Raw genomic sequence first — 24,516 nt, forward strand, 5'->3', positions numbered from 1 at the left:
TGCTACAAATATAGTTTGGCCTGCGGGCCCTGGTTAAACAACAGATCAACCACGCTTAAGTTGGGCAGAAACTGATGTCTATCTTCAAAAACCTGATAATATGGCTTATTGTTTACAATATCATCTTCTTTTTTAGGATTCATAATCGTGCGGAAATCCAGCTCAGGAGCAATATCATCATAATACTCGGGCGTAACCTCAAAAGCTTTGTTCAGTTTTAACTTTTTACTTAACCATTCTACCAGTTCGAGGTTGTAATCGAATAAAAATTCGAATTTGTTATTGTAAAAACGCGACAACTCATCTTCGTAAAATTCAAAATAGGCCGAACTTCTATAACAGCTTTCCAAACTTAACCAATGCAAACGCTGCCACTTAAAATCGTAGCTAATCCTCACATCTTTCATTTTCGTATGTGTTTTAGAGCCTTTAACAACCGGAACAGTGATATCCAATTTTCCGTTGGGCGAATAAATACTGGCCCTGTTGCGGTAGGTCTGCTTGGCTAAATGTTCATGTTTTTCGATTAAAAAATCTGTTCCCAGTTTTTGCAATAAACTAAAATAACCCACCGGTGGAAGATAAAATAATGGAAGTATAGCTGTATTCTGCATTTGAAAATTTATGTTTGTAGCTGAAACGTTTTAAAAATAATGATTAAAAGAGGGATTGCGCACGTTGGCGTATTTTTTTTATACCTGTTGTCGCTGCTCCCTTTGCCTTTGCTGTTTTTTTTTGCAAGATTACTATATTATCTGCTTTATTACGTAATAGGCTATAGAAAAAAAGTTGTCAGGCAGAATTTAACCTGTTCTTTTCCTGAAAAATCACCTTCAGAAATCAGGGTAATTGAAAAGAAATTCTTTCTGTACCTCGCCGAGCTCATTTTTGAAATCATTAAAATGACGAGCATCTCCAAAGCAGAAACTTTAAAGCGCATAAAGTTTACGGGCCTGGAGCAACTGGAAAAACATTTTAAAGCGGGCGAAAGCGTTTTGGCCTGTACGGGCCATTATGGCAACTGGGAGTTGGGTACCTTAGCTTTAGGACTTAACATTTCTGCCAAAACAATGGTTATTTTTAAACCGATATCGAATAAAGTATTTGGCAAGTGGTTCGATTATGCACGAACAAAATATGGCAACATTTTTATCGCAATGCGGCAAACGCTTCGTGGTTTGGCAGCCTATAAAAATGAACCTACCCTATTGTGTTTTGCAAGTGATCAATCGCCAACAAGAGAGGAAACAAAATATTTTGTAGATTTTCTAAATCAGCCAACCGCTGCTTTACTGGGGGTAGAAAAAATTGCAAAATCGACCAAAAGGCCCATCTACTACTTTAAGGTTAAAGTAATTAAAAAGGGTTATTACCATATTGATGTGCTGCCGATGTGCCTTGAGCCAGAGCTGATGCAGGATTTCGAAATTACCGACTTACACTTTAAGTTTTTAGAAGATATTATTAAAGAACAGCCTCAATACTGGCTTTGGAGCCATAAACGCTGGAAATTTAAACCCGAATAACAAAGAATGAAGCCATCAGTAGCCATTGTAATTTTAAACTGGAATGGAAAAGCATATTTAAAACAGTTTTTGCCCGGAATATTACTTTCCGAATATGATAACCTGCAAATAATTGTGGGTGATAATGCCTCAACAGATGATTCTGTGGCATACTTACAAGAAAACTTTCCAACGGTTAAAATTATTCTTAACGACCAGAATTATGGTTTTGCAGGAGGCTACAATAAGGTTTTAGAACGTGTTGAAGCCGATTATTTCATTCTACTCAATTCGGATGTTGAGGTGATCCCGAATTGGATACAACCAGTTATTGACTTGATGGAAAGCGATGCACAGATTGCAGCCGCGCAACCAAAAATAAAATGGCAGCTTAACAAAAATCAGTTCGAATATGCAGGTGCGGCCGGTGGCTACCTGGATATTTATGCTTACCCTTTTTGCCGGGGAAGAATTTTTAATGTTTATGAGTTAGATAGCGACCAGTACAATGTTGAACAAGAGGTTTTTTGGGCAAGTGGTGCGGCTTTCTTTATTAAAAGTAAATGCTGGACAGAAGCAGGCGGTTTGGATGCAGATTTGTTTGCACACATGGAGGAAATAGATCTCTGCTGGCGTTTAAAAAACCTGAACTATAAGATAATGTACTGTCCGGATGCCGAAGTTTACCATGTTGGCGGTGGAACTTTACAAACAGAAAATCCTTTTAAAACATACCTCAACTTTAGGAACAACCTGATTATTATGCAAAAAAACCTGCCTGCTGGTGATGCTGTTTTCAGGATAACAATCAGAATGTTTATTGATTTTATTGCCTGGTGGCACTTTTTGCTGAGCGGGAAACCTAAATTTACCCTGGCGGTAAGCAAAGGGCATTGGCATTTTGTTAAATCATTATTCAAAACAAACAAAAAGCGTAAAGCATTTCAAAAAGCATACCCCCAACATACCGGTGTGTACAATAACAGCATTGTTTGGGCTTTTTTTATCAAAAAAATTAAGTATTTCACTCAGTTAAAGTAAAATCGACACCAATTATGTGCGATTTTGGTCTCCTGCAACCATGCGGCTAACAACTACAAGCGATTTTGGTCTCCTGCACAAATGTAAAGGCTAATTTTATGCGATTTTGGTCTCCTGAAAACTTGCGGTTAATAATTACACGCGATTTTGGTCTCCTGCACAAATGTAAAGGCTAATTTTATGCGATTTTGGTCTCCTGCACAAATGTAAAGGCTAATTTTATGCGATTTTGGTCTCCTGCAACCCTGCGGCTAATAATTACACGCGATTTTGGTCTCCTGCACAAATGTGAGCACCTTAAAATTTAGCTATTATCTTAAGCGGGGGCCTTACACTCCACTAAAAATGAGCACTATTACAATCAGGTCTTTAATCAGCTGCTCAAAATCAGATCAGCAAACTTTCAATAGCCAAACGGTAACCCTTCATACCAAAGCCTGTTAAAACACCCTGGCAGTTTTTACCTGTTAAAGAAACATGACGGTATTCTTCGCGGGCATAAATATTAGAAATGTGCACCTCAACAACAGGCGTAACAATTGCGGCAATAGCATCTGCAATGGCTACAGAGGTGTGCGTATAGCCGCCGGCATTAAGTATTATGCCATCGCAGCTAAAACCAACTTCGTGCAGCTTATTAATAATTTCACCCTCTACATTACTTTGGTAATAGCTTATTTCGATAGCTGGGTAAACGGTTTTTAATTCTTTAATATAATCCTCTATACTCGTGCTACCATAAATAGATGGTTCGCGCACGCCTAATAAGTTTAAGTTTGGGCCGTTAATAATTTGTATTTTCATAATATAATGTTGTAACGTTGCAATGTTATAAAAAATCTCAAATAAAAGCATGCTTTGGCAATCATATATTAAAGGATTTAAATCATATTTAAAGCTCGAACGTTCATTGTCTGGCAATTCTGTTGAGGCCTACCTTAGTGATATAGATAAGCTGATTCAATACTTCGAATCTATAAATCAAGAACCAAAACTAACAGATATTAGCATTGCACAATTAAAATCATTCATTACGTGGCTAAACGAATTGGGGATGCAAGCCAGTACACAAGCGCGGGTAATTTCGGGTTTAAAGGCTTTTTTTTCTTATTTGATGCTCGAGGAGGTGATTACAAACGACCCAACAGCCCTGATTGAAACACCGAAGCTAAGCAGGAAACTCCCCGATACGCTGAACATTTATGAGATAAACGAACTCATTGCCGCAATAGATGCTTCCAAGCCTGAAGGAATGCGCAACAAAGCCATTATGGAGGTACTTTATGGTTGTGGTTTAAGGGTGACAGAACTTACCGAACTAAAAATCTCTAACCTATTCCCACAAATTGAATTTATAAAAGTAATTGGAAAAGGCAATAAAGAGCGTTTGGTACCCATTGGTGGTGTGGCTTTAAAACTGCTTGATATTTATATAAATGAAGTACGGGTACATGCCAGCATCAAAAAAGGGAATGAAGATTTTATTTTTTTAAACCGCTTTGGTGCTAAATTATCACGGATTTCGATATTTAACCTGATCAAAAGCCTGGCAATAACCACAGGTTTAAAGAAAACAATCAGTCCGCATACCTTAAGGCATTCATTTGCAACGCATTTAATTGAAGGTGGTGCCGATTTACGTGCTGTACAGGAAATGCTGGGCCATTCGAGTATTACCACTACTGAAATTTATACGCATATGGACAGAGATTACCTAAGAGAGGTAATTACGCAGTTTCATCCGAGAGCATAGAGAAATGTAGAATAGCAAATGCTTTGATTATAGATCCTGAAACAAGTTCAGGAGGACGAATGAGGTGAGGATAGATCCTTAAACAACTTACTGCAGGCGAATTAAGTGAGAATATATCTTGAAACAAGTTCAGAAGGACGAATGGAGCAAATTTATATCATTGTTCAGTTACTCCAATCTTCTATCGGCTACCATCCCAATTTCCGCCCTTATCATTCTGTCTTTGCCCTGCATATCCTGTCTCAACTCAATATGTAAAAAGCCCTTTTCCTTTAGCATGTCAACGGTATCATTCCCCAGGTATTCATTAATTTCAAAAAACAATAATCCCTTAGGTTTCAGGTTCGTTTTGGCAAAGTCGGCTATCGCTTTGTAAAAGATCAGCGGATTTTCATTGCTTACAAACAGGGCTAAATGTGGCTCGTGTGATAGCACATTGTGATGCATATCGGCTTTTTCTAAATCTCTGATATAAGGTGGGTTACTTACAATGATGTCAAATTTTTGTTCAGTACTATAAGTTAAAATATCTGCTTCGATGAAATTGATTTCAACTCCCATTTTTAAAGCATTTTGCCTGGCTACAACAATTGCATCGGCAGATACATCCAAAGAAGAAACTTCGGCATTTTGCAAATGCTTTTTAAGCGTTATAGGTATACAGCCAGATCCTGTTCCGATATCAAGTACACTAACTATCTTACCATTTTGAACCGAGCGCTGTGAATTGCAAACTGAAATCATCCAATCCACCAGTTCTTCCGTTTCAGGCCTTGGGATGAGCACATGCTCGTTAACCTTAAATACCGAACCATAAAAATGAGCTTCTTCTAAAATATGCTGTATAGGCTTACCAATCTCAAGGTCGTTTAAGATACTCAGTAGTTTTTGCATGTTGATGAAAGGGATATCCGTTTCCTTCTGCATAACCTGTTGATTTGGAGAAAGGCTTAAAACATGTTCAGCAGCAATATTGAATAGTGCTTTAGCTTCATTGCTTTCGTACAAAGGTGCTAGTTCAACCTGGTAATGTGCCGCTAATTCTCCGATCTTCATGCGCACAAAATTACTTAATTGAGATGACAACAGATCTCTTTTGATAAGTCCGTGACTCTTTTTTTACTACTTTTGCCCCAATGAGCGATGAATTTTATATAAAACGCTGTTTGGAGTTAGCAGCCTTAGGCATCGGGAACGTAAGTCCAAACCCAATGGTTGGTTGCGTAATTGTGGCAAATGGCAAAATTATAGGCGAAGGTTACCATCAGCAATATGGAAAGGCCCATGCAGAGCCCAATGCGGTAAAGGCAGTATTCGATCAATATGGAACAGCGGCAGAAAGCCTGCTTAAACAAGCTACAGCCTATGTTAGTCTCGAACCCTGTGCCCACCTTGGCAAAACTCCACCCTGTGCGGATTTATTTGTTAAACATCAGCTAAAAAAAGTTGTAATAGGTAATAGAGATCCCTTTTCGGGTGTGGACGGAAAAGGCATTGAGAAGCTCGAAAATGCTGGTATTGTTGTAGTAAGTGGAATTTTGGATGATGAATGCCGGTACCTTAATAGAAGGTTTTTTACACGGATACAAAAACAAAGGCCTTATATTATTTTAAAATGGGCAGAAACAGCTAATGGTTATTTTGCCACAAAAGATGGGCATCAAAAATGGATCAGCGGGGCTTTGGCCAAGCGTTTGGCGCACCAATGGCGTACCGAAGAAGATGCAATTCTGATTGGCAAACAAACCGCCATTATGGATAACCCGCAGTTAACGGCCCGCGAGTGGCCAGGTAAAAACCCTGTACGTTTGGTTATAGATAAAAACCTGCAAGTGCCTTTAAGCAACCATATATTTAATACTGAAGCCAAAACCATCATCTTTAATGAAGTTAAAACCGATGTAATTGATAATGTGCATTACATCCAAATGGAAGATATGCACTTCTATTTAGCACAAAAAATTGCTTTTCAGCTTTACCTGATGGATATTCAATCCGTAATTATTGAAGGCGGTGCAAACATATTAAACCAGTTTTTAAGCACAGGCTTATGGGATGAGGCGCGTATTTTCACATCATCAAACAGTTGGACCGATGGTGTACCTTCACCTACCATTAATGGCAATTTAAAGGAAGCTGTACAAATTGGAAATGATAAACTCTCTATCTACCTTAACGACATTAAATAAATGATTTACATTATTTTAAGTATCTGCTGTAGTGTTACTGTAGCTATTTTATTAAAATTGGCAAAACGGTATCAAATCAGCATCATTCAAGCGGTTACCGTTAACTACCTGGCAGCTTTAACTTTGTGTTTCCTGTTTTTCAGGCCAGATGTAAGTCAGCTTAGCCCAGGCGCACCATGGCCAGCTTATATTGCACTGGCAGTTTTATTGCCAGCTATATTTCTATTTTTAGCGGCATCCGTTAAAAACCTGGGCATTGTTAAAACTGATATTGCCCAGCGTTTATCGTTGTTTATCCCTGTACTGGCTGCCTATTTCATTTTTAAGGAAGATTTCAACAGTTTCAAAATAGCCGGATTATGCATTGGCTTCGCAGCTATTTTTCTAACTTTTATACGCAAACCCGATCAGGTAGAAAACAGTAAAGGAAATTTGCTTTACCCTGTGGTGGTTTTTATTGGGTTTGGTGTTATTGATGTGCTTTTTAAACAGATTGCCTTATATAAAGATCTGCCCTACACCACTTCCCTTTTCACGGTTTTTGCGCTTGCATTTGTGGTTTCATTGCTGATAGTAATTGCTTTGGTAATTGCCAGAAAAATCAAATTACAACTCATCAACCTGGTTTGCGGACTTATTTTAGGCTTATTCAATTTCGGAAACATTCTTTTTTATATGAAAGCCCATAAAGCACTGGCAGAAAATCCCTCAACGGTTTTTGCTGCTATGAATTTAGGGGTAATCATTGTGGCGTCGTTAATTGGAATCATTGCTTTTAAAGAGAAGTTGAGTAAATTAAATTACGCAGGTATCATTTTGGCTATTGCAGCCGTCATCTTCATAACACTATCGCAAAATGCTGTTCGATGATGCTTATAAAACAATCGAAAGTGCTTCAGAAAGTATCTTTCGTGATAAAGGAAGCAAGTTTCTTGCATATGCCTACCCTATGCGCAGCGAATCGGAATTAAAACCGATAGTTGCTAAACTCCGGGCAGAACACGTTAAGGCCAATCATTTTTGCTATGCTTACCGCTTAACTCCTGATCGATCTGTTTATAGAGTGAACGATGATGGTGAGCCATCGGGTACAGCAGGCAGGCCAATATTAAACTGTTTGTTATCAGAAGATATCACCAATGTATTAATTGTTGTAGTGCGTTATTTTGGCGGTACACTACTTGGTGTGCCAGGTTTAATCAACGCATATAAAACCGCTGGTATTGAAGCCATTAAAGCCGCTACCATTGTTAGCAAAACGGTAAATGATGTTTACGAGGCACATTTTGAATATCTACAGATGAATGATGTAATGAAATTATGTAAGGAAGAAAACCTGCAGATTCTAAATCAACAATTTGATAGCAACTGTATCCTTAAATTTGAGATCAGAAAGGCACAACTGAACCAGGTTTTAAGTAAATTTGATAAAATAGATGGCGTAAAGTTAAAATACCTCCATACTATCTAATGCGTGAACCGAAATCAGCAGGCAAAACAAACCAAATATGAAAATATCCGAAAGCGATTTAATCATCAATCCTGATGGCAGTATCTATCACTTGAACCTTTTGCCCGGAGACATTGCAGACACCGTAATTACTGTTGGTGATCCTGACCGCGTAGGTGAAGTAAGTAAACATTTCGATACGGTGGAGTATAAGAAAGGTAAACGTGAATTTATTACCCACACCGGTTATGTGGGCAAAAAGCGCATTACAGTACTTTCAACAGGGATTGGTACCGATAATATCGATATCGTGTTTAACGAGTTGGATGCACTGGTGAATATCGATTTTGAAACCCGTGAAGTTAAAAAATCGCTTACTTCCTTAAATATTATCCGCATTGGCACATCAGGGGCAGTTCAACCCGATATCCCGATGGGCACTATACTGGCTTCGTCACATGGTTTAGGTATGGATGCCTTAATGAATTATTATCTTCAGCAACTTTCTGGAGATGAGCAACTTTTAATGGATGATATTAAAACCCATTTCGGCCACCTTAAAAACATTAATCCTTATTTAACGGCAGGCAGCGAAACACTATTGAATACCATTGGCAAGGATATGCCGAGAGGTATCACGATTACCGCACCTGGGTTTTATGCACCGCAAGGCCGAATAGTGCGTGCAAAAAATGCTGTACCAAACTTTATCGAACTAATTAATATCTTCAGGAGCAACCAACATCGGATTACCAATTTAGAAATGGAAACCGCAGGAATTTATGCACTGGCGAAAGTGTTGGGTCACCACGCACTCTCCATTAATGCAATTCTGGCCAGCAGGGTAAATTTTGAATTTAGCAAAGAGCCAAACAAAATTGTAGAGCAGGCCATTAAAATGGTGTTGGAAAGAGTTTAAAGTAAAAGTTGTTAGATGTAAGGTAGTAACATCAGCCTAAACTAATAAAACAGCAACATTATATTAAAAATTCAAAGTAGATGGTAACCTTAAACATTACCATTTGGTTTAAACAATAAAGGCCCGATATTTCGGCCTTTATTGTTTAATGATCTATTATTTTTTTGCTATCGTTTCCTTTACAAGTTCATTCCCTTCGGCATCCAGATATGTACAGGTCATTTCTTCCAGATCAACCACCCATTTCTCTACTCCTGCATCTGCAGCCTGCTTACAAAACGTAAAATAATCTGTTTCACCTTGCTGATGGATAGTTAATGCATGCTTTAACTTATCGGCAGATGCTTCATCATTTATAATTAAAGCCGGATAATTTTCAGGACTTCCCTGTTGCGCATTATCTTCGTTATCAAAATAAATCGACAAGCCATTAGATACATAGACATCGTTCCGTATCACACCCATTTCCTTAATTTCTTTAACAAACTGAGGGAAATCTGCACCAGTTTTAATTTTTGATTCTGCCGCCTGGATGTTTTCAATGGTGAACATAAGTTATCTATTTAATGAAATTTTATATATTGTAGTTTGCGTGTACAAATCATCAGGGTTTAAAATGGTAGTCGGAAACTCAGGTATATTTACAGCATTGGGATGGTGTTGGGTCTCAACACAGAAAGCACCGTAACTATCGTAATCTTGACCGCCTTTTCCATTTTTAACAGCTAAATACTTAGCAGTATACAAGTGCGCTACCGGCTCTGTGGTGTACACACTTAAAACTAAACCGCTTTCATCTTCAATTGTTTTACTGGCCAGAGATAAATCGCCGTAAATTTTATCCAGCACAAAGGTTTGATCGTAGCCCTCTTCTTCATTCCAGTTTTCGCCAATTGCTTTTGATTTTGTAAAATCCCATGCAGTTCCCGCCACAGGGATTAATTTACCTGTAACTGAATAATTATCATCCTGCTCTAAATAATTCGAAGCAAAAATCTGCTGTTTATGATCTTTAACATTGCCACCTTTTGGCGATAAGTTAAAATAACTATGGTGCGTTAAGTTAATGGCTGTAGCTTTATCCGTTTCTGCTTCATAGCTTAAAATCAACTCATCATTTTCAGTAAGCTCGAAGGTTAAATCAACAATCAGGTTTCCCGGAAAATTCTCCTCACCATCCACACTTTCGTATTGAAAGGTTACCGATGATTGCGGCCCTTCGCTGATATCCACAATATCCCAAACTTTTCTATCGAACCCCACCACGCCACCGTGCAGCGTATCGGTGCCGGCATTTTGTGCCAATTGGTATGTTTCTTCGCCGATAGTAAATTTCCCGTTTTTAATGCGGTTGGCATAGCGGCCTATAATGGCACCGAAATATGGGTAGTTTTCTAAATAAGCCGGATCAAGATATTGCTCAAAACTATCAAAACCCAGCACAATATCCTGCATTTCACCACTGGCATTTTTTACTACAAACTTATTTATAATGGTACCATAATTAAATATTTTAACATAACTGCCTTTACTATTGGTTAGTTCGATTGCGATAACTTCTTCGCCATCAATAATTTTTCCTGTAGGTATTTGCTGAACGCTCATAAATTGTAACTTAGGGCTTTTGTTTCCTAAGCAAACATAACATTATTAATGCTTTTTATAAATATATTTTAGCCAAATGAACATTAACCTTGAGGAAAAATTTGCAGCAGAATACCATAAAAAAGCCGATGCGGTTTATTTTACTCCCGGGCGCGTTAACCTAATTGGCGAACACATCGATTACAATGGCGGTTTGGTAATGCCCTGCGCCATCACCTTAGGTACCTGGGTTGCCATTGCCCCAAACAATGATCAGAAATTCAGATTTAAAAGCCTGAATTTTGAAAATCAGGTAGAAGTAAACAGCAATGTTTTAAATGGTAAAGACGGGAGTTCGTGGGCCAATTACCCCGTAGGCGTAATCAATGAATTTATTAGAGACGGGAAAGAAATTAACGGCCTCGATTTTTTATTTTACGGTAATATTCCAATCGGATCTGGACTTTCCTCCTCAGCATCTATCGAAATTGCAACCGCTTTTGCATTAAACAGCTATTATAATCTTGGTTATGACAAATTAGATCTTGTTAAAATTGCAAAGCGTGTTGAAAATGATTTTATTGGCTTAAATTCGGGCATAATGGATCAGTTTGCTGTTGCTTTTGGCGAAAAAGACAAAGCAATAGTATTGGATTGCGAAACTTTAAAGTATAAAATGGTTGATGTAACGCTTGGCAACTATGTACTTGCCATCATCAATACCAACAAACCACGTGAACTTGCCGATTCTAAATACAACGAGCGCGTTGCAGAATGCCAGCAGGCTTTAAAATTATTGAACCAGGAAATAACACTGCATTATCTTTGTGAATTAACTGCAGAGAAACTTGCGCTCCATAGCCACTTAATTACCGACGAAACTATTTTAAACCGCGCAACCCACGTGGTAAAAGAAAACGACCGTGTGCATTTGGCAGCAAAAGCTTTAAACAACGGAAACCTGGAAGAATTTGGAAGATTGATGTATGCCTCGCACGAATCTCTTAGAAATTTATATGAAGTAAGCGGAAACGAACTCGATGCAGTTGTTGATTTTTGTAGCGGCTACGATTATGTTATCGGCGCACGAATGACGGGTGCTGGCTTTGGTGGTTGCGCAATAGCATTATTGGAAAAAGGTTATGAAGAAGATTTTGCGAAGCACCTTACAGATTATTATGTAGATAAAATTGGTTATCCAGCTGCGATTTACATCAGCGAAATTGGCAATGGCCCATATTTAATAACAAATGCACAAGGATAAACACAGTTTCATAAATTACATTTAATCGATGTAAACCCTCAACTGCTTAATCCTTTTTAAAAAATAATGAGAAAATTAAAATTAGACGAACTAAACCGTCCTGATATTGAAGAATTTAAAGCACAGGAAAAATTGCCTGTTGTAGTAGTATTGGATAATGTTCGCAGCATGCACAATGTAGGTTCGATTTTCCGAACCGCAGATGGATTTGCTTTAGAAAAAGTAATTTTATGCGGCATTACCGCACAACCACCACACCGCGAAATTGAAAAAACAGCCCTTGGTGCAACACAATCGGTTGATTGGATTCATTATGCAGATACGTTACAGGCTGTTGATACGCTAAAAGAACTGGGCTATGAGATTGTGGCCATAGAGCAGGCTGAAAACAGCACCATGTTAAACACTTTTAACCCTGATCCCAATAAAAAATATGCATTAATTTTTGGAAACGAAGTAGATGGTGTAAGTGATGAAGTAATGGCTAAAATTGATGAGTGTATCGAAATTCCGCAATTTGGAACCAAGCATTCTTTTAACATTGTGATTTCTGCGGGCATTGTTTTTTGGGATTTCTTTGCTAAATTGAGGCTGTAATGCCATTTTTTAAACTATAAGGCAACGAAAGGATAACATCTATTAGTCTTACTTAAATAAGTCGAATTTTTAAGCTACAAATGGAAAATCTATTACTAAAAAAGCTTCAGGTAAAGCCAGGTTATGTAATTAAGGTAGTTGATGCGCCAGAAAATTCAGCTGCAATATTTGGTGATGTTCCTACTTACATCACATTTAGCGAAGAAACTGACTTTAATGTATTAATTACATTTACGATAAATAGAGATCAACTCAATCAGCAGATTAAAAATCATCTTAAAAAGATAAATTCAAAAACCATTTTCTGGATTTTCTATCCAAAAAAAACATCAAAAATCAAATCTGATCTGGATTTGATGAAAAGTTGGGAAGAACTGAATGTTTACGACTTAACACCTTGTGCCTCAGCTGGTGTAAATGAAACATGGACGGCTTTACGCTTAAAGCTGATCACTGAAGTAAAGCCATCAGGCATGCGGAATGATCATATCAAAACAAACGATTTTGGCGAATACATCGATCCCGTAAACAAAACGGTTAAACTTCCAGAGGATTTGAAAAGTATTCTTGAAAACCAACCTAAAGCATTGGCTTACTTTAACCAACTCGCTTACTCACACCGTAAAGAATATGTGCTATGGCTTATATCAGCAAAACAAGAAAAAACCCGCCTAAACAGGCTCGAAAAAACCTTGGAAATGCTTTTAAACGGAAAGAAAAATCCATCCGAAAAATAAATAAACAATTCTTTCCTTAGGCCGCAATGGTAAAAATGTATAGAATAATATACATAATAATGAGTATTTCTTAATGCTAAGTAACATTTCTGTGAATTTATTTTAACATGCTAATCTTCTGATAACATGCTATTTGTATGTAAAATATCTCCTTTGGCAAGATTTTTTCTTAGTCGATGCAAAACAGTACGATATAAAAACTGTTAAGAGACTATTAATTACAAAATAGAAGAAAATGAATACGAGAATTACAAAATCAACAATGTTGGTTGCTTTATTAGGTTTATCATCACAATTATTTGCACAGGAGACGCCAACTACAACCAGTACTACAACAGGAACAAGATTTGGAGAAAAATCTTTCCGCACATGGACTGTAGGTGTACACGGAGGAATACTTTCTCCTAACACCATCTTCGGATCAGGAAGTGTAAGAGCAAAAGAATTTAAAAGTATCGGTTACGGTGCAAACATTAGAAAACAAATTTTACCATCTTTAGGTATCCAGGCTGATTTCTTAAGAGGTGATATTAAATCTACCAACGGAGCAACTGATTTTCAACAAAGCGTTGAATGGTCTGGAGCTTTAACAGCAGTATTTAATGTTGCTAACATCAACATCAATAACGAAAATGCAGTGTTAATTCCTTATTTAAAAGGTGGTGCTGGTTACATGTCGTCTGATTATAGCACAAGTGGCGCAATTGTAAGCGAAAGCAACAATAGAGAAGGTTGGTTTATACCGGTTGGTGCTGGTGTTAAATTAGGTGTTGCAAAAGGTATCAACATTGATTTAGGTTACGATGTAAATTTCATCAAATCGCCAGAATCATTACCTAAAAGTAGATTCGCTTATGCACATGCAGGTGTTGAATTTGCATTGGGTAGCAAAGAAAAACCTCAATTACAAAACTACAGTTCATTAGCAAACTTACGTAAAGAAAGTGCTGAAGAAAGTTCAGAATTAAGAAGAGCATTATCTACTGCTGAGCAAAATGCACAACGTGATAGAGAGCAATATGCAAAAGATCTTGGTGATGATGATAATGATGGTGTAGCAAACAAATTCGATAAATGTCCTGGTACTGCATCAGGAACAGTTGTTGATGGTTCTGGTTGCCCAATTAAAGTTCAACGTGAAGTAATTAAAGAAACAAGAGTAATTACTGAAGAAGATCGTAAAGTTGTTAAAGATGCAATTTCTAATTTGGAATTCGATTTAGGTAAATCAACTATCCGTTCTAAATCTTATGCTACTTTAAACCGTGTTGCTGCTTTATTAGTTGAGAAAAACTTTAGCTTAAAATTAGCTGGCCATACTGATAATACCGGTGGTAGAGAATTAAACTTACGTTTATCTAAAGATAGAGCTGAATCGGTTAAAGCTTACTTAGTATCTCAAGGTGCTAATGCATCAAGAGTTGAAGCTACAGGTTACGGACCTGACCAACCAATTGCAACCAACAAAACTGCAGCTGGTCGTCAACAAAACCGTCGTGTAGAGTTTACTTTATACTAATCGTAAATAACGACTAACAAAAAAGCTCCTCAGATTAATTTCTGAGGAGCTTTTTTTATGTTAACTTTTCGTCAATTTGAATTTATCAGGATCCATATACTCCATGTATAACACCACACTTGTTAAATTGAGCTAAAGTTAAAAGATCCTTAAACCAGTTCAGGATGGCGATTTATAAAAAGAATTATTTAGTTAAGACAAGCCCTTCTTATTCTTATAAGTCATTTTGGCTTTTGTACCAGCACTATAGTTGTAATTTTTTAAGTTACTGGCTTTCTTCTCATGAAAGGCCGCGCCCCGATCGGTATCCTCTTCCTCATCGGCGCCTTTCTTTTTCTTAGGCTTGGCTGCTGCATCAACAACTTTTAAATCTTCTGGTAATTCCATTACCTCTAATTTCTGACCAATGGCTTGTTCAATCTTTTTAACCTCGATTAATTCAATATCTGTAGAAAAAGTAATTGCTACCACATCCTCATCATCGTGTTTAACAATACGCTGAATTAAAGTTTCTTTTTGCTCAGGTAATTCTAGGTGCAAAATAAAAGGAATTCCCTTAATATTTAATTCTTCCAGGTTCTCATTGGCAACAATTAGCACCCTGGCCTCAGGATTATCTTTAAAGTCTTCAATATCATCATAACCTTTATCATCAAAAAATAATGAGCGGTAAATAGTAATCTCGTTTTCTTTGGTATGATTAAAATTTTTATAAACTGTTTGAGCAGTTAAGCGGGTGTTCACAAATACTATAACTTTATCAAAAACCTCAGCATCATTTAACAATAGGGTTAACAGGTTAAGCTTTGTTCTGAAATTTGGTACCTGATAAAGCATTTGCTGATATACTTCAGCTTGTTTTTCGCCAATTTCATCTACCTCTATAGTTGTGGTAGAATCTTTCATGAAAGGAGAAATCATATGGTTTAATTTCTCATGCAATACTTCAGTAAATACTACATGCTGAGATTTATAAGCACTATTGGCCAATTCTACAACGGGCAGTTGCAAGCCTTTTTTAACGATAAGCTCTGCATTATCTACAATAAACAATTGAATTTTATTGGTATTAAGTGCCAGTTTTAAGTATAAAGCACGTGCGCGATCAGGTACTGCAACAATAATATCACAGCCATCTGTTATTTCGTTCATCTGCGTATCAACTGCACCGCGGCTATCAATACCCAAAATCCTAAAAGTGCTATTGCGGTTTAATAATTTAAACTGTTCCAGAACGTGATCAACATGTTGTGCATCTGGCACTAAAATTAAAGCCCTTGGTGCTTCTTCAAAAGCATACTTCAATTTCATTAAAGTAGCTAAAACATAAGTTGTCGTTTTTCCCGAACCCTCTGGTCCCACCGCTATAACATCTTGACCACCTAAAATGCGCGACATTGTTCTGGACTGGATTTCTTTTGGTGTTAAAAATCCTGCGTCAGTCATGGCTGCAACAAGTGGTTTGCTAAGTTTTAATTTATCTAAAGACACAATTACTATTTTAATTTTTGAACTGCAAATATCCTTAAAATAATTAGCTTTTCTGAAATTGAATTTTCTGCTCCGGAAAAGATGTAGGGTTATAATGAATTTCTGTTATGCTCTTCTTCAAACCTATAATAAAAATGAGAAGGTTTATTTTTAATTTTCGAGCCGAAATACTAAAAATAAAAACAAAATTTTAAGTTCAATGAAAAATTATTAAACTGAAAATGAATAAGTTAAGAAATAATTTAAATTAATAACTACTAAATCTATAGATATTATATACTTATTTATATATTTGCTCAACGGTAATAATAAGAAATAATATGTCAATCATTTAAACCAATAAATTATGTCCATATATTTTCAATATCCTGCAATAAGCGAATATCCGAACCAGATTTTTCCATTAAATAGCGAAAAAGAAGATCATCAGATATTAAGGGATGAAGATAGCTTAATTAAGGATCAGATTTTAGAGTTAAGAGATTATTTATCGTTAAAACAGTTATAAAAATTGGCCAGTTGACCGATTGGAAGGTTGGAGTTTCATAAACTTTTTACAATGGTTCGAATCCATTACTAGGCCGCAAAGTGTATCTCATAGCACTTTATCCTGATTCTGCTCAATCAGGCAAGATTTGGTTATCTTATATTTGTTTTGTTGTTAGCAAAGGCTATTCGCGATGAATAGCCTTTTCCTTTTAAAGCAAATTATTTTTAAAATCTATTAAATATGACAACATTACCAAATTATTTCTGCTCGCATAAGGGCTATTCAGTAATGGCAATGATTGAAAATTATTTTTATTAATAAGGAATGAAATAGAATTCATTTTTTTTCAGAAATCCCAAAACATTTTATTTCATTCTGGGTTATTTATATAATTCACATTATACTAATCTTTTACAGATTAATTTGTTTGGTTTAAAAAAGGGATTTATGGATATAAATCCCTTTTCTTTTATGCAAAAATTTTAAATCATATCTTAGCAAAATCAACATTACATCACATTTTAGATGAACAGAAAACACTTCCTTTCTTCATTTATCGCAGCAGCAACTGCATTTCCTGCATTAAAAACATTAGCCAATACTGTAGAAAGTGAAAATCTATCATTTAAAATGCCTCCATATTTAAAACCTGGAGATACTATTGCAATTACCAGTCCTGCAGGTTATATCACATTAGAGCAGATTCAACCTTCTATTTTACAGATGCAAAGCTGGGGTTTTAACATAAAAATAGGTGATACAATCGGTAAGCGTGATTTTACGTATGGCGGAACGGACGAAGAAAGATTAGCTGATTTCCAAAAAATGCTTGATGATTTAACCATTAAGGCCATTATGTGTGCCCGGGGTGGTTATGGTTTTGTAAGGATAATTGATAAACTTGATTTCTCATCTTTCAAAAAGAATCCAAAATGGATTATTGGTTTTAGTGACATCACTGTTTTGCACTGTCATTTGGCAAAAAATTATAATATTGCCTCTATCCATTCCAAAATGTGCAACAGTTTTCCTGATGATTGGAGTAAAGCCGAGCCCATTCAGATTGAAACTATTCTATCCATAAAAAATGCTTTAATTGGTGAGCAAATGGGTTACTCCGCTCCCACCAATAGCAATAACAGACTTGGAAAAGTTGATGGAATTTTAGTTGGTGGAAATCTCAGCATTATCGAAACCTTATCTGGTAGCGATTCTGATTTAGATACTAAAGGTAAAATACTTTTTATTGAAGATACCGGCGAATACCTGTACAGTATTGATAGAATGTTATGGAACCTGAAGCGAAGTGGCAAACTAAAATACTTAAAAGGATTAATTATAGGTGGTTTTAAAGTTAAACCTGATGATGCTGGTGAAGAATTTGGCAAAACCATTTATGATATTGTTATAGAAAAGGTAAAGGAATACAGTTATCCAATTGCTTTTGATTTCCCTGTAGGGCATCAGAGAAATAACTTCGCTTTAAAATGCGGCGTAAACCATACTTTAATCGTAAACGAAACAGGCTCTACATTACGCACAATTTAACTTGGTAAACTTTTTGGGTTTTAGTGTTAAACGATTTCAACTCAAAGGATAATTTTTTCATAGCGATAGTTAAAAGCAGACTGGCAGGAAAGTTGATCGAATAATTTCGTATTTTTGATATAAAATAATTGTTATGACTATAATCGCACATCCTAAAAACAAAAAACAAGAGGCTGCAGTGGAGGCTGTTTTAAAAGCTTTAAATGTTTCTTTTCAAAAAGAAGAGGAAAGCCCTTATAATCCTGAATTTGTTGCAAAGATAAAAGAAAGATCGGCCAATGCTGAAAATGGTAATGTAACCAGGATTAAGGATCCAAAAAATATATGGGAAAGTATTTTATAGAAGTTGAAAAACTAGCAAAAAAAGATCTCGAAACGCAATATAAATCTGGAGATAAAGCTTCGATTAAAAGAATAAACCAAATCTTCGTAGAACTTTCGGAACATCCGGAAGTTGGAATTGGTAAACCGGAAAGACTAAAGTTTGATTTATCTGGTTACTGGTCAAGACAAATAAATAGAAAAGACAGGTTAATTTACAGAATAGAAGATAATTTAGTAATCGTTACCATCATCTCCGCCCTTGGCCATTACGGAGATAAATAAATTAAACCGTTTTCACTTCATCTTCGTTATAATCCTTAATATCAGTAATATAACCATTAATTAAAAGAAAATCGAACAATGGCTTTGCATCCGGAGTAACCGGCATATTTGCAGTTGTGATTACTTCATTTGTCTTTTTATCTAAGAAAGGATAGGCAAACAACCTAACATTTGTATTAAACATATCATTTACGTAACTCAATAACTGACCTGAATAATTTTCTCCGGTGAAGTTTTTGGAATTGAACACAAATTTTAAGTTATTAATATTCGTAGCTAAACCAACGCTTTTTGGCTTACACCGGGCCAAATATTTAGCAAGGCGGTTATGGCGCGTAAAGTTAGAAACGATCACAATATTTCCTGTATCGCACATTTCCTGGGCCCGTTTGGCTACTGTTTCGAGGTCGATGTCATCAGGTGTTTCCTGGGCATCAGTTAAAACATTGGTTAATAAAACCTCAATCATAACGGCTAAATTCCCATCTTCTACCTTATTTGTGCGTTTAAACTGATCGGTAGCTTTATTGAATAAGTTAAAGTTAGGCAATGATTTCTGACCATACTTGGTTCTTAAAATCATAATATCCTTTTTATATAAAAGATCTTTAGCCTGGCGTGGGTGCGCATCTGCATCGAATATTGCCGCGGCAGAGAAATCTTTCATAATCATATACAGATTAAGCAAAATATTATCCACATCTGGAAAAGCTGGTCCTTTAACCGAAATCAAATCAATCTCCACTGATCCGATAGTTAAATTATCAGCCAAGGATTCTACCATCATTTTGGGATCCTGATAATGGTAAAAAGCTGCATAAAGTAGGTTTACACCAATAATACCTAGTACACGCTGTTGCATGTTTACATCTGTATCCAACAACCTGACATGGAAAAATATTTCGTTGGGTAAACCTCCTGGTTCGTTCTGGAAGCGGATACCAACCCAACCATGAGGCTCATTGGTACGCTTATAATTGAGGGTAGTCACTGTATCTGCGAAAGCAAAAAAGGTACGGCTTTCATATTTCTCGCCTGATAAACGCTCATTAAGCAAACCAAACTCATGATCGAGCATTTGTAAAAGTCTGTTCTGACTTACATACCGACCATTAGTTTCTGCGCCATAAATGGCATCACTAAAAGTCATATCGTAAGCCGACATTGTTTTTGCAACGGTTCCAGAAGCTGCACCAGCATTAAAAAAGTTCCTGGAAACTTCTTGTCCCGCACCAATTTCGGCAAAAGTGCCGTAGATTCTTGGGTCAAGGTTTATTTTAAGTGCTTTGCGTTTCGTATCCAGAATTTCTCTCTCCATGCCGCAAAAATACAAAAAATGAGATTAAGGTGATTTTAAGAATGCAACTTAAAATCAATCTAAATACTGAAATCCTTAATTCTTCATATCAATTAACTTTCAGTAGACTTAAAACATCCGTTACCATTATTCAACTAGTTAGATTTTTTTACTCGGGTCGAGATAAAGGTTTCTTAAAAAAAATAAGGTTAATGCCATCCAGCATTAACCTTATAAAACCTAAACTTAAACTATTATGAAGCCTGCACCATTCCTTACCTCTCATTCAAAACCACTAAATGCAAGCTTCATAACCTTTGAAAAACTAAACTATTATGAAAATCCTCTCTCGAGAAAATCTTATTTACGATACTACAATTTCTTTATGCTGTAATTTAGCATCGTCTTTTTTACTGATATTGATCAATAAGATACCGTCTTTATATTCGGCGGTAATGTTATCACCATCAGCACTATCAGGCAAATTGAATGATCTTGCAAATGAGCTGTAATCAAATTCTTTGCGTGTAAAATCTTTTGCTACCTGAATTTCGTCTTTTTTAACTTCTGCCCAAACAGAAAGGTTATCTTTTTTTAAATTGATTTGAAAATCTTCTTTTTTCAAACCTGGAGCAGCCAATTCGATTACATATGCAGTTTCATTTTCGTAAATATTCACATTTGGTGATTTATCAACCATTTTGTTTTTAGTTACGGCATCGCTAAACAATGAATCGAAAACATTGTTAAAGTATGGAGCTGTGTTACGGGTTCTGTTGTTAAAATTTACTATTGTCATATCGCTTATTATTTATTTTTAAATTGATAATACACCATATTCAACTTACATACCAAAGCAAAAATTTATGATTTTTAAGACATTTTGGCAAAATAAATCCAAATCAAAAGACAAATTGGCAGAAATAAGGAATTTCTCAGACAAATTCAACTACAAAACCAATATTCATTTGCGCTTTATTGATTTCGATATGATGGGCCACGTGAATAATTCCATCTATTTTACCTACTTAGAAATTGCCCGGACTAAATACTGGGAAGAAATTATTAAATGGGATTGGAAAAAAACCGGAATCGTTATTGCCCATGCTGAACTGGATTACATTTCACCCATCGTTATGAATGATAAGATTGCAATTCATGTAAAAACATCGCGTATTGGGAATACAAGTTTTGATCTTGATTACCAGATCGTTAAATTAAAAGGAAGCGAAGAGGTTATTTGCAGCAAAGGAAAAACGGTATGCATTGCAGTTGATTACACCACAGGCAAACCAACCACAATACCTGAAGATGAAAAACAAAAAATGCTCGGTTTTGAGCAACTGGGTTAAGAAGTCAAGTTTTAAAAACTTGACTTCTTTAATTCATCAGGCATAATTTTACCAGGATTTAAGATTCCTGTTGGATCGAAAATATGCTTAATACCCCTCATTAAATTAAGGTGAATTTCGGAGTATTTGATCGGCATAAACTCCTTTTGTACCAAACCGATACCATGTTCACCAGATAGTGTTCCTCCTAAATTTGTGGTGAGCTCAAATATCTCCGCAATCCCGAATTTAAGTTTATTCTTCCAGTCATCATCGCTCATACCCGCCTTAATAATGTTTACATGAAGGTTCCCGTCGCCTGCATGGCCATAACAAACACTTTCAAAGCCATATTTGGCACCGATTTCCTTTATTCCGTTAATTAACTTTGGTAAAGCGGCGCGTGGTACTACAGTATCTTCTTCTTTATAAACGGAGTTGGATTTAACAGATTCGGCCATGGTTCTACGCATTCGCCATAATTCTTCTTTTTGTGAAGCTGTATCTGCAAATAAAACCTCGGTACATTGATGCGCTTCTAAAACGATATTTGTTTTTTCGCAATTTTTAAAAATATCGTCTAAATCATCGCCATCAAATTCTATCATAAGCAACGCGGCTACATCATCTTTTAAATCGAATTTAATATCATCGAATTTAATTACCCACTCCACTCCTTTACGTTCCATAAATTCTAAGGCAGATGGCGTTACCCCTGCCCTAAATATTGCCGAAACCGCAGCACAGGCATCTTCATTGGTACTAAAAGAGCCCATCATTAATACAGATTGTGTAGGTTTTGGCAAGAGCTTGGTTACAATTTTCGTTACTACACCCAAAGTACCTTCTGAACCGATCATTAACTGGGTTAAGTTATATCCTGAAGCATATTTTAAAGTATTCGCCCCAGTCCAAATGATCTCTCCGTTAGGCAAAACCACTTCAAGATTCAAAATATATTCACGTATTGTTCCATATTTTACAACGCGTGGCCCGCCAGAACCATGAGCCACATTACCACCTATAAAGCAGGATCCTTTACTACTCGGATCAACCGGGTATAAAAGTCCTTTCTCGGCTACGGCATTAATAAATTCTTCGGTAATTACGCCGGGCTCTACTGTGGCCTGCAAATTTTCTGTATCAATATCAATAACAGCTTTAAATTTCTCCATGGATAAGGAAATGCCACCATATATAGGCAGAGCAGCACCGCTTAAACCGGTACCGCCTCCACGGGGCGTAACCGGAACGTGGTGTGCGTTACAGATTTTCAATAAAGCAGAAACTTCTTCGGGCGTAGTCGGTTTTACTACAACTTCTGGTTGGTAACGCAAATCTTCCGTTTCATCATGACTGTAATTTGCTAAACTATCTGCATCAGTAAATACTTTATCTGATCCGATAGCAGCCTTGATTTCTGCTAAAATTTCAGGATTTATTTTGGTAAAATTCATTTTTTAGTTTGCTGATGTATAGTTTAATTTAACAAAAGAGTGGCCAATCTGTCCTGGCATAGGTGGGTTTAATTTTTTAATGCTCACATCAACAGTTTCCAAAAAGGGATACAGTTCAATCACTTTCGAAATAATATTTTTTAAAACGGTTTCCAAAAGTTTTTGGGTGTGTTTCATTTCTTCGAGAATAACTGCATTTAAATCTTCGTAGTTAACGGTTTGAGCAAGTTCATCGTTAAAGCCTTTTGGTACAAACGTGGTTTCTAAATCAACAACAAAATGGTTTCCAATAAGTTGTTCTTCGGGATAATACCCGTGTAAAGCGAAACACTTTACATCTTTTAAAGCTACGGTTTGTTTAAAATGGCTCATGTATGTTTTGTATGCTGCAAAATTAAATTTTTATTCATGAATATAATGCCCATTGCGGTAAATTGTTACCTTTGAAATTAACGCGATTTCTTAACCAGATAACACGAAATTAAATGAGCAAATCAGCAAAAAAAGACCTGTACGAAGCGCCAGACTATTATTTATTGGACGAACTGTTAACCGATGAGCACAAATTAATCCGTGCTACGGCCAGAGATTGGGTAAAAAAAGAAGTAAGTCCGATTATTGAAGATTATGCGCAAAAGGCAGAATTTCCGAAACACCTGATTAAGGGTCTTGCTGATATTGGTGCTTTTGGACCAACAATCCCTGTTGAATATGGTGGTGCAGGATTGGATTATACTGCTTATGGAATTTTGATGCAGGAAATAGAACGCGGCGATTCTGGAATCCGCTCTACGGCATCAGTACAAGGCTCGTTGGTAATGTACCCGATTTATGCTTATGGCACAGAAGAACAACGTAAAAAATACCTTCCTAAGTTAGCCAGTGGCGAAATGATGGGCTGTTTTGGTTTAACAGAGCCTGATCATGGTTCTAACCCAGGCGGAATGGTAACCAATATTAAAGATGCTGGAAGTCATTATATATTAAACGGTGCCAAAATGTGGATCAGTAATGCTCCTTTTGCAGATATTGCGGTGGTTTGGGCCAGAGATGAAGCTGGAAAAATAAGAGGTATGGTGGTGGAGCGCGGGATGGAAGGATTTTCTACCCCGGAAACACACAATAAATGGAGTTTGCGTGCTTCGGCAACGGGTGAATTGGTTTTTGACAACGTTAAAGTGCCAAAAGAAAATATTTTCCCTGAAATAAGTGGATTAAAAGGTCCGTTGGGTTGTTTAAACCAGGCCCGTTATGGTATTGCATGGGGCGCATTAGGGGCTGCAATGGATTGCTACGATACTGCTTTACGTTACTCGAAAGAAAGGGTTCAGTTTGGCAAACCTATTGGTGGTTTTCAGCTGCAACAGAAGAAACTTGCAGAAATGGTGACTGAAATTACAAAGGGCCAGTTACTGGTTTGGCGATTGGGGGTATTAAAAAGTGAAAACAGGGCATCGGCAGAACAGATATCGATGGCGAAACGGAACAGTGTTGAAATTGCATTGGACATTGCCCGAAATGCACGCCAAATGCTGGGTGGAATGGGCATAACAGGTGAATATTCGATTATGCGCCACATGATGAACCTGGAATCTGTAGTAACTTACGAAGGCACACATGATATACACTTACTGATTACCGGAATGGATGTTACAGGATTAAACGCTTTTAAATAAAAGCAGGATTAAAGGATTTTCAGGATACTGAAATCAAACTGTAAACCATAAATTATAAATGA

General features: G+C 36.6%; 27 protein-coding genes. 17 read left to right on the forward strand and 10 right to left on the reverse strand.

Annotation, left to right across the window (positions count from 1 at the left end; all coding sequences use genetic code 11):
- Positions 1 to 2 precede the first annotated feature (2 nt).
- On the reverse strand, positions 3 to 614 hold the full coding sequence (locus ACZZZW_RS16420) for a WbqC family protein (RefSeq protein ID WP_055913652.1): 612 nt from the start codon (positions 612 to 614) through the stop codon (positions 3 to 5).
- A gap of 39 nt (positions 615 to 653) precedes the next feature.
- Between ACZZZW_RS16420 and ACZZZW_RS16425 the strand changes: the two genes are divergently transcribed.
- Together ACZZZW_RS16425 and ACZZZW_RS16430 are read left to right on the forward strand one after the other, a co-directional pair.
- Positions 654 to 1,526 (forward strand): lysophospholipid acyltransferase family protein, encoded by an 873-nt coding sequence (locus ACZZZW_RS16425; protein WP_463495005.1) that lies wholly within the window; start codon positions 654 to 656, stop codon positions 1,524 to 1,526.
- A 6-nt stretch (positions 1,527 to 1,532) separates the two neighbouring features.
- Positions 1,533 to 2,546 (forward strand): glycosyltransferase family 2 protein, encoded by a 1,014-nt coding sequence (locus tag ACZZZW_RS16430; protein WP_463495007.1) that lies wholly within the window; start codon positions 1,533 to 1,535, stop codon positions 2,544 to 2,546.
- 387 nt (positions 2,547 to 2,933) lie between these two features.
- On the opposite strand, the gene aroQ is transcribed toward ACZZZW_RS16430, so the two are convergent.
- On the reverse strand, positions 2,934 to 3,350 hold the full coding sequence (gene aroQ / locus ACZZZW_RS16435; protein ID WP_200912341.1) for a type II 3-dehydroquinate dehydratase: 417 nt from the start codon (positions 3,348 to 3,350) through the stop codon (positions 2,934 to 2,936).
- Between the two features lie 49 nt (positions 3,351 to 3,399).
- Here aroQ and xerD point away from each other — a divergent pair, with 49 nt between their 5' ends.
- On the forward strand, positions 3,400 to 4,299 hold the full coding sequence (gene xerD / locus ACZZZW_RS16440) for a site-specific tyrosine recombinase XerD (protein ID WP_463495009.1): 900 nt from the start codon (positions 3,400 to 3,402) through the stop codon (positions 4,297 to 4,299).
- Positions 4,300 to 4,467: 168 nt separating this feature from the next.
- Here xerD and prmC read toward each other — a convergent pair whose 3' ends face one another.
- Positions 4,468 to 5,355 carry a peptide chain release factor N(5)-glutamine methyltransferase gene (gene prmC / locus ACZZZW_RS16445; protein WP_463495011.1) on the reverse strand — a complete coding sequence of 296 codons (888 nt, stop codon included), beginning with the start codon at positions 5,353 to 5,355 and terminating at the stop codon, positions 4,468 to 4,470.
- Between the two features lie 80 nt (positions 5,356 to 5,435).
- Between prmC and ribD the strand changes: the two genes are divergently transcribed.
- From ribD to ACZZZW_RS16465, 4 genes are read left to right on the forward strand one after another with little or no spacing between them, the layout of a single operon-like run.
- On the forward strand, positions 5,436 to 6,488 hold the full coding sequence (gene ribD / locus ACZZZW_RS16450; RefSeq protein ID WP_463495013.1) for a bifunctional diaminohydroxyphosphoribosylaminopyrimidine deaminase/5-amino-6-(5-phosphoribosylamino)uracil reductase RibD: 1,053 nt from the start codon (positions 5,436 to 5,438) through the stop codon (positions 6,486 to 6,488).
- Positions 6,489 to 7,358, forward strand: a complete 870-nt coding sequence (locus ACZZZW_RS16455) for an EamA family transporter (protein ID WP_463495015.1) — start codon at positions 6,489 to 6,491, stop codon at positions 7,356 to 7,358.
- On the forward strand, positions 7,345 to 7,959 hold the full coding sequence (locus tag ACZZZW_RS16460) for an IMPACT family protein (protein ID WP_463495017.1): 615 nt from the start codon (positions 7,345 to 7,347) through the stop codon (positions 7,957 to 7,959). The genes ACZZZW_RS16455 and ACZZZW_RS16460 overlap by 14 nt, the downstream gene beginning before the upstream one ends.
- Before the next feature lie 37 nt (positions 7,960 to 7,996).
- Entirely contained in the window at positions 7,997 to 8,857 is an 861-nt protein-coding gene (locus ACZZZW_RS16465) for a nucleoside phosphorylase (RefSeq protein WP_463495019.1), read from the forward strand.
- A gap of 156 nt (positions 8,858 to 9,013) precedes the next feature.
- On the opposite strand, the gene ACZZZW_RS16470 is transcribed toward ACZZZW_RS16465, so the two are convergent.
- Positions 9,014 to 9,409: a DUF1398 domain-containing protein gene (locus tag ACZZZW_RS16470; protein ID WP_463495021.1), complete on the reverse strand. Its 396-nt coding sequence runs from the start codon at positions 9,407 to 9,409 to the stop codon at positions 9,014 to 9,016.
- A gap of 3 nt (positions 9,410 to 9,412) precedes the next feature.
- Entirely contained in the window at positions 9,413 to 10,462 is a 1,050-nt protein-coding gene (locus ACZZZW_RS16475) for an aldose epimerase family protein (protein WP_463495023.1), read from the reverse strand.
- A 76-nt stretch (positions 10,463 to 10,538) separates the two neighbouring features.
- Between ACZZZW_RS16475 and ACZZZW_RS16480 the strand changes: the two genes are divergently transcribed.
- From ACZZZW_RS16480 to ACZZZW_RS16495, 4 genes are all read left to right on the forward strand, one after another.
- Positions 10,539 to 11,705 carry a galactokinase gene (locus ACZZZW_RS16480; protein ID WP_463495025.1) on the forward strand — a complete coding sequence of 389 codons (1,167 nt, stop codon included), beginning with the start codon at positions 10,539 to 10,541 and terminating at the stop codon, positions 11,703 to 11,705.
- 66 nt (positions 11,706 to 11,771) lie between these two features.
- Positions 11,772 to 12,302, forward strand: a complete 531-nt coding sequence (locus tag ACZZZW_RS16485) for an RNA methyltransferase (protein WP_463495027.1) — start codon at positions 11,772 to 11,774, stop codon at positions 12,300 to 12,302.
- A gap of 80 nt (positions 12,303 to 12,382) precedes the next feature.
- Positions 12,383 to 13,039, forward strand: coding sequence for a YdeI/OmpD-associated family protein (locus ACZZZW_RS16490; RefSeq protein WP_463495029.1), 657 nt, complete (start codon positions 12,383 to 12,385; stop codon positions 13,037 to 13,039).
- A 235-nt stretch (positions 13,040 to 13,274) separates the two neighbouring features.
- Entirely contained in the window at positions 13,275 to 14,558 is a 1,284-nt protein-coding gene (locus tag ACZZZW_RS16495) for an OmpA family protein (protein ID WP_463495031.1), read from the forward strand.
- A 192-nt stretch (positions 14,559 to 14,750) separates the two neighbouring features.
- On the opposite strand, the gene ACZZZW_RS16500 is transcribed toward ACZZZW_RS16495, so the two are convergent.
- Positions 14,751 to 16,049 carry a DEAD/DEAH box helicase gene (locus ACZZZW_RS16500; RefSeq protein ID WP_463495033.1) on the reverse strand — a complete coding sequence of 433 codons (1,299 nt, stop codon included), beginning with the start codon at positions 16,047 to 16,049 and terminating at the stop codon, positions 14,751 to 14,753.
- 346 nt (positions 16,050 to 16,395) lie between these two features.
- On the opposite strand from ACZZZW_RS16500, the gene ACZZZW_RS16505 reads away from it, so the two are divergent.
- From ACZZZW_RS16505 to ACZZZW_RS16520, 4 genes are all read left to right on the forward strand, one after another.
- Positions 16,396 to 16,557 carry a hypothetical protein gene (locus ACZZZW_RS16505; RefSeq protein WP_157255497.1) on the forward strand — a complete coding sequence of 54 codons (162 nt, stop codon included), beginning with the start codon at positions 16,396 to 16,398 and terminating at the stop codon, positions 16,555 to 16,557.
- Positions 16,558 to 17,064: 507 nt separating this feature from the next.
- A complete protein-coding gene (locus tag ACZZZW_RS16510) occupies positions 17,065 to 18,087 on the forward strand; it encodes a S66 peptidase family protein (RefSeq protein WP_463495035.1) in 1,023 nt (340 codons plus the stop codon).
- Between the two features lie 133 nt (positions 18,088 to 18,220).
- Positions 18,221 to 18,430 carry a DUF2683 family protein gene (locus ACZZZW_RS16515; protein WP_463495037.1) on the forward strand — a complete coding sequence of 70 codons (210 nt, stop codon included), beginning with the start codon at positions 18,221 to 18,223 and terminating at the stop codon, positions 18,428 to 18,430.
- The gene (locus tag ACZZZW_RS16520; RefSeq protein ID WP_463495039.1) at positions 18,412 to 18,693 is read left to right on the forward strand and encodes a Txe/YoeB family addiction module toxin; all 282 of its coding nucleotides are present in this window, start codon (positions 18,412 to 18,414) and stop codon (positions 18,691 to 18,693) included. The genes ACZZZW_RS16515 and ACZZZW_RS16520 overlap by 19 nt, the downstream gene beginning before the upstream one ends.
- A 1-nt stretch (position 18,694) precedes the next feature.
- Here the strand turns inward: ACZZZW_RS16520 and ACZZZW_RS16525 are convergent, their stop codons facing one another.
- Together ACZZZW_RS16525 and ACZZZW_RS16530 are read right to left on the reverse strand one after the other, a co-directional pair.
- Complete coding sequence (locus ACZZZW_RS16525; RefSeq protein ID WP_055913593.1) at positions 18,695 to 20,011, reverse strand: hypothetical protein; 1,317 nt, start codon at positions 20,009 to 20,011, stop codon at positions 18,695 to 18,697.
- A 343-nt stretch (positions 20,012 to 20,354) separates the two neighbouring features.
- The gene (locus tag ACZZZW_RS16530; RefSeq protein ID WP_463495041.1) at positions 20,355 to 20,789 is read right to left on the reverse strand and encodes an Hsp20/alpha crystallin family protein; all 435 of its coding nucleotides are present in this window, start codon (positions 20,787 to 20,789) and stop codon (positions 20,355 to 20,357) included.
- A gap of 67 nt (positions 20,790 to 20,856) precedes the next feature.
- Here ACZZZW_RS16530 and ACZZZW_RS16535 point away from each other — a divergent pair, with 67 nt between their 5' ends.
- Entirely contained in the window at positions 20,857 to 21,342 is a 486-nt protein-coding gene (locus tag ACZZZW_RS16535; protein ID WP_463495043.1) for an acyl-CoA thioesterase, read from the forward strand.
- Between the two features lie 11 nt (positions 21,343 to 21,353).
- Here the strand turns inward: ACZZZW_RS16535 and ACZZZW_RS16540 are convergent, their stop codons facing one another.
- Together ACZZZW_RS16540 and folB are read right to left on the reverse strand one after the other, a co-directional pair.
- Positions 21,354 to 22,778: an FAD-binding oxidoreductase gene (locus ACZZZW_RS16540; protein ID WP_463495045.1), complete on the reverse strand. Its 1,425-nt coding sequence runs from the start codon at positions 22,776 to 22,778 to the stop codon at positions 21,354 to 21,356.
- A gap of 3 nt (positions 22,779 to 22,781) precedes the next feature.
- The gene (gene folB, locus ACZZZW_RS16545; RefSeq protein WP_463495047.1) at positions 22,782 to 23,150 is read right to left on the reverse strand and encodes a dihydroneopterin aldolase; all 369 of its coding nucleotides are present in this window, start codon (positions 23,148 to 23,150) and stop codon (positions 22,782 to 22,784) included.
- Positions 23,151 to 23,263: 113 nt separating this feature from the next.
- Between folB and ACZZZW_RS16550 the strand changes: the two genes are divergently transcribed.
- On the forward strand, positions 23,264 to 24,454 hold the full coding sequence (locus tag ACZZZW_RS16550; RefSeq protein WP_463495049.1) for an acyl-CoA dehydrogenase family protein: 1,191 nt from the start codon (positions 23,264 to 23,266) through the stop codon (positions 24,452 to 24,454).
- Positions 24,455 to 24,516 lie beyond the last annotated feature (62 nt).

The sequence above is a fragment of the Pedobacter sp. AC379 genome, from assembly GCF_979258145.1.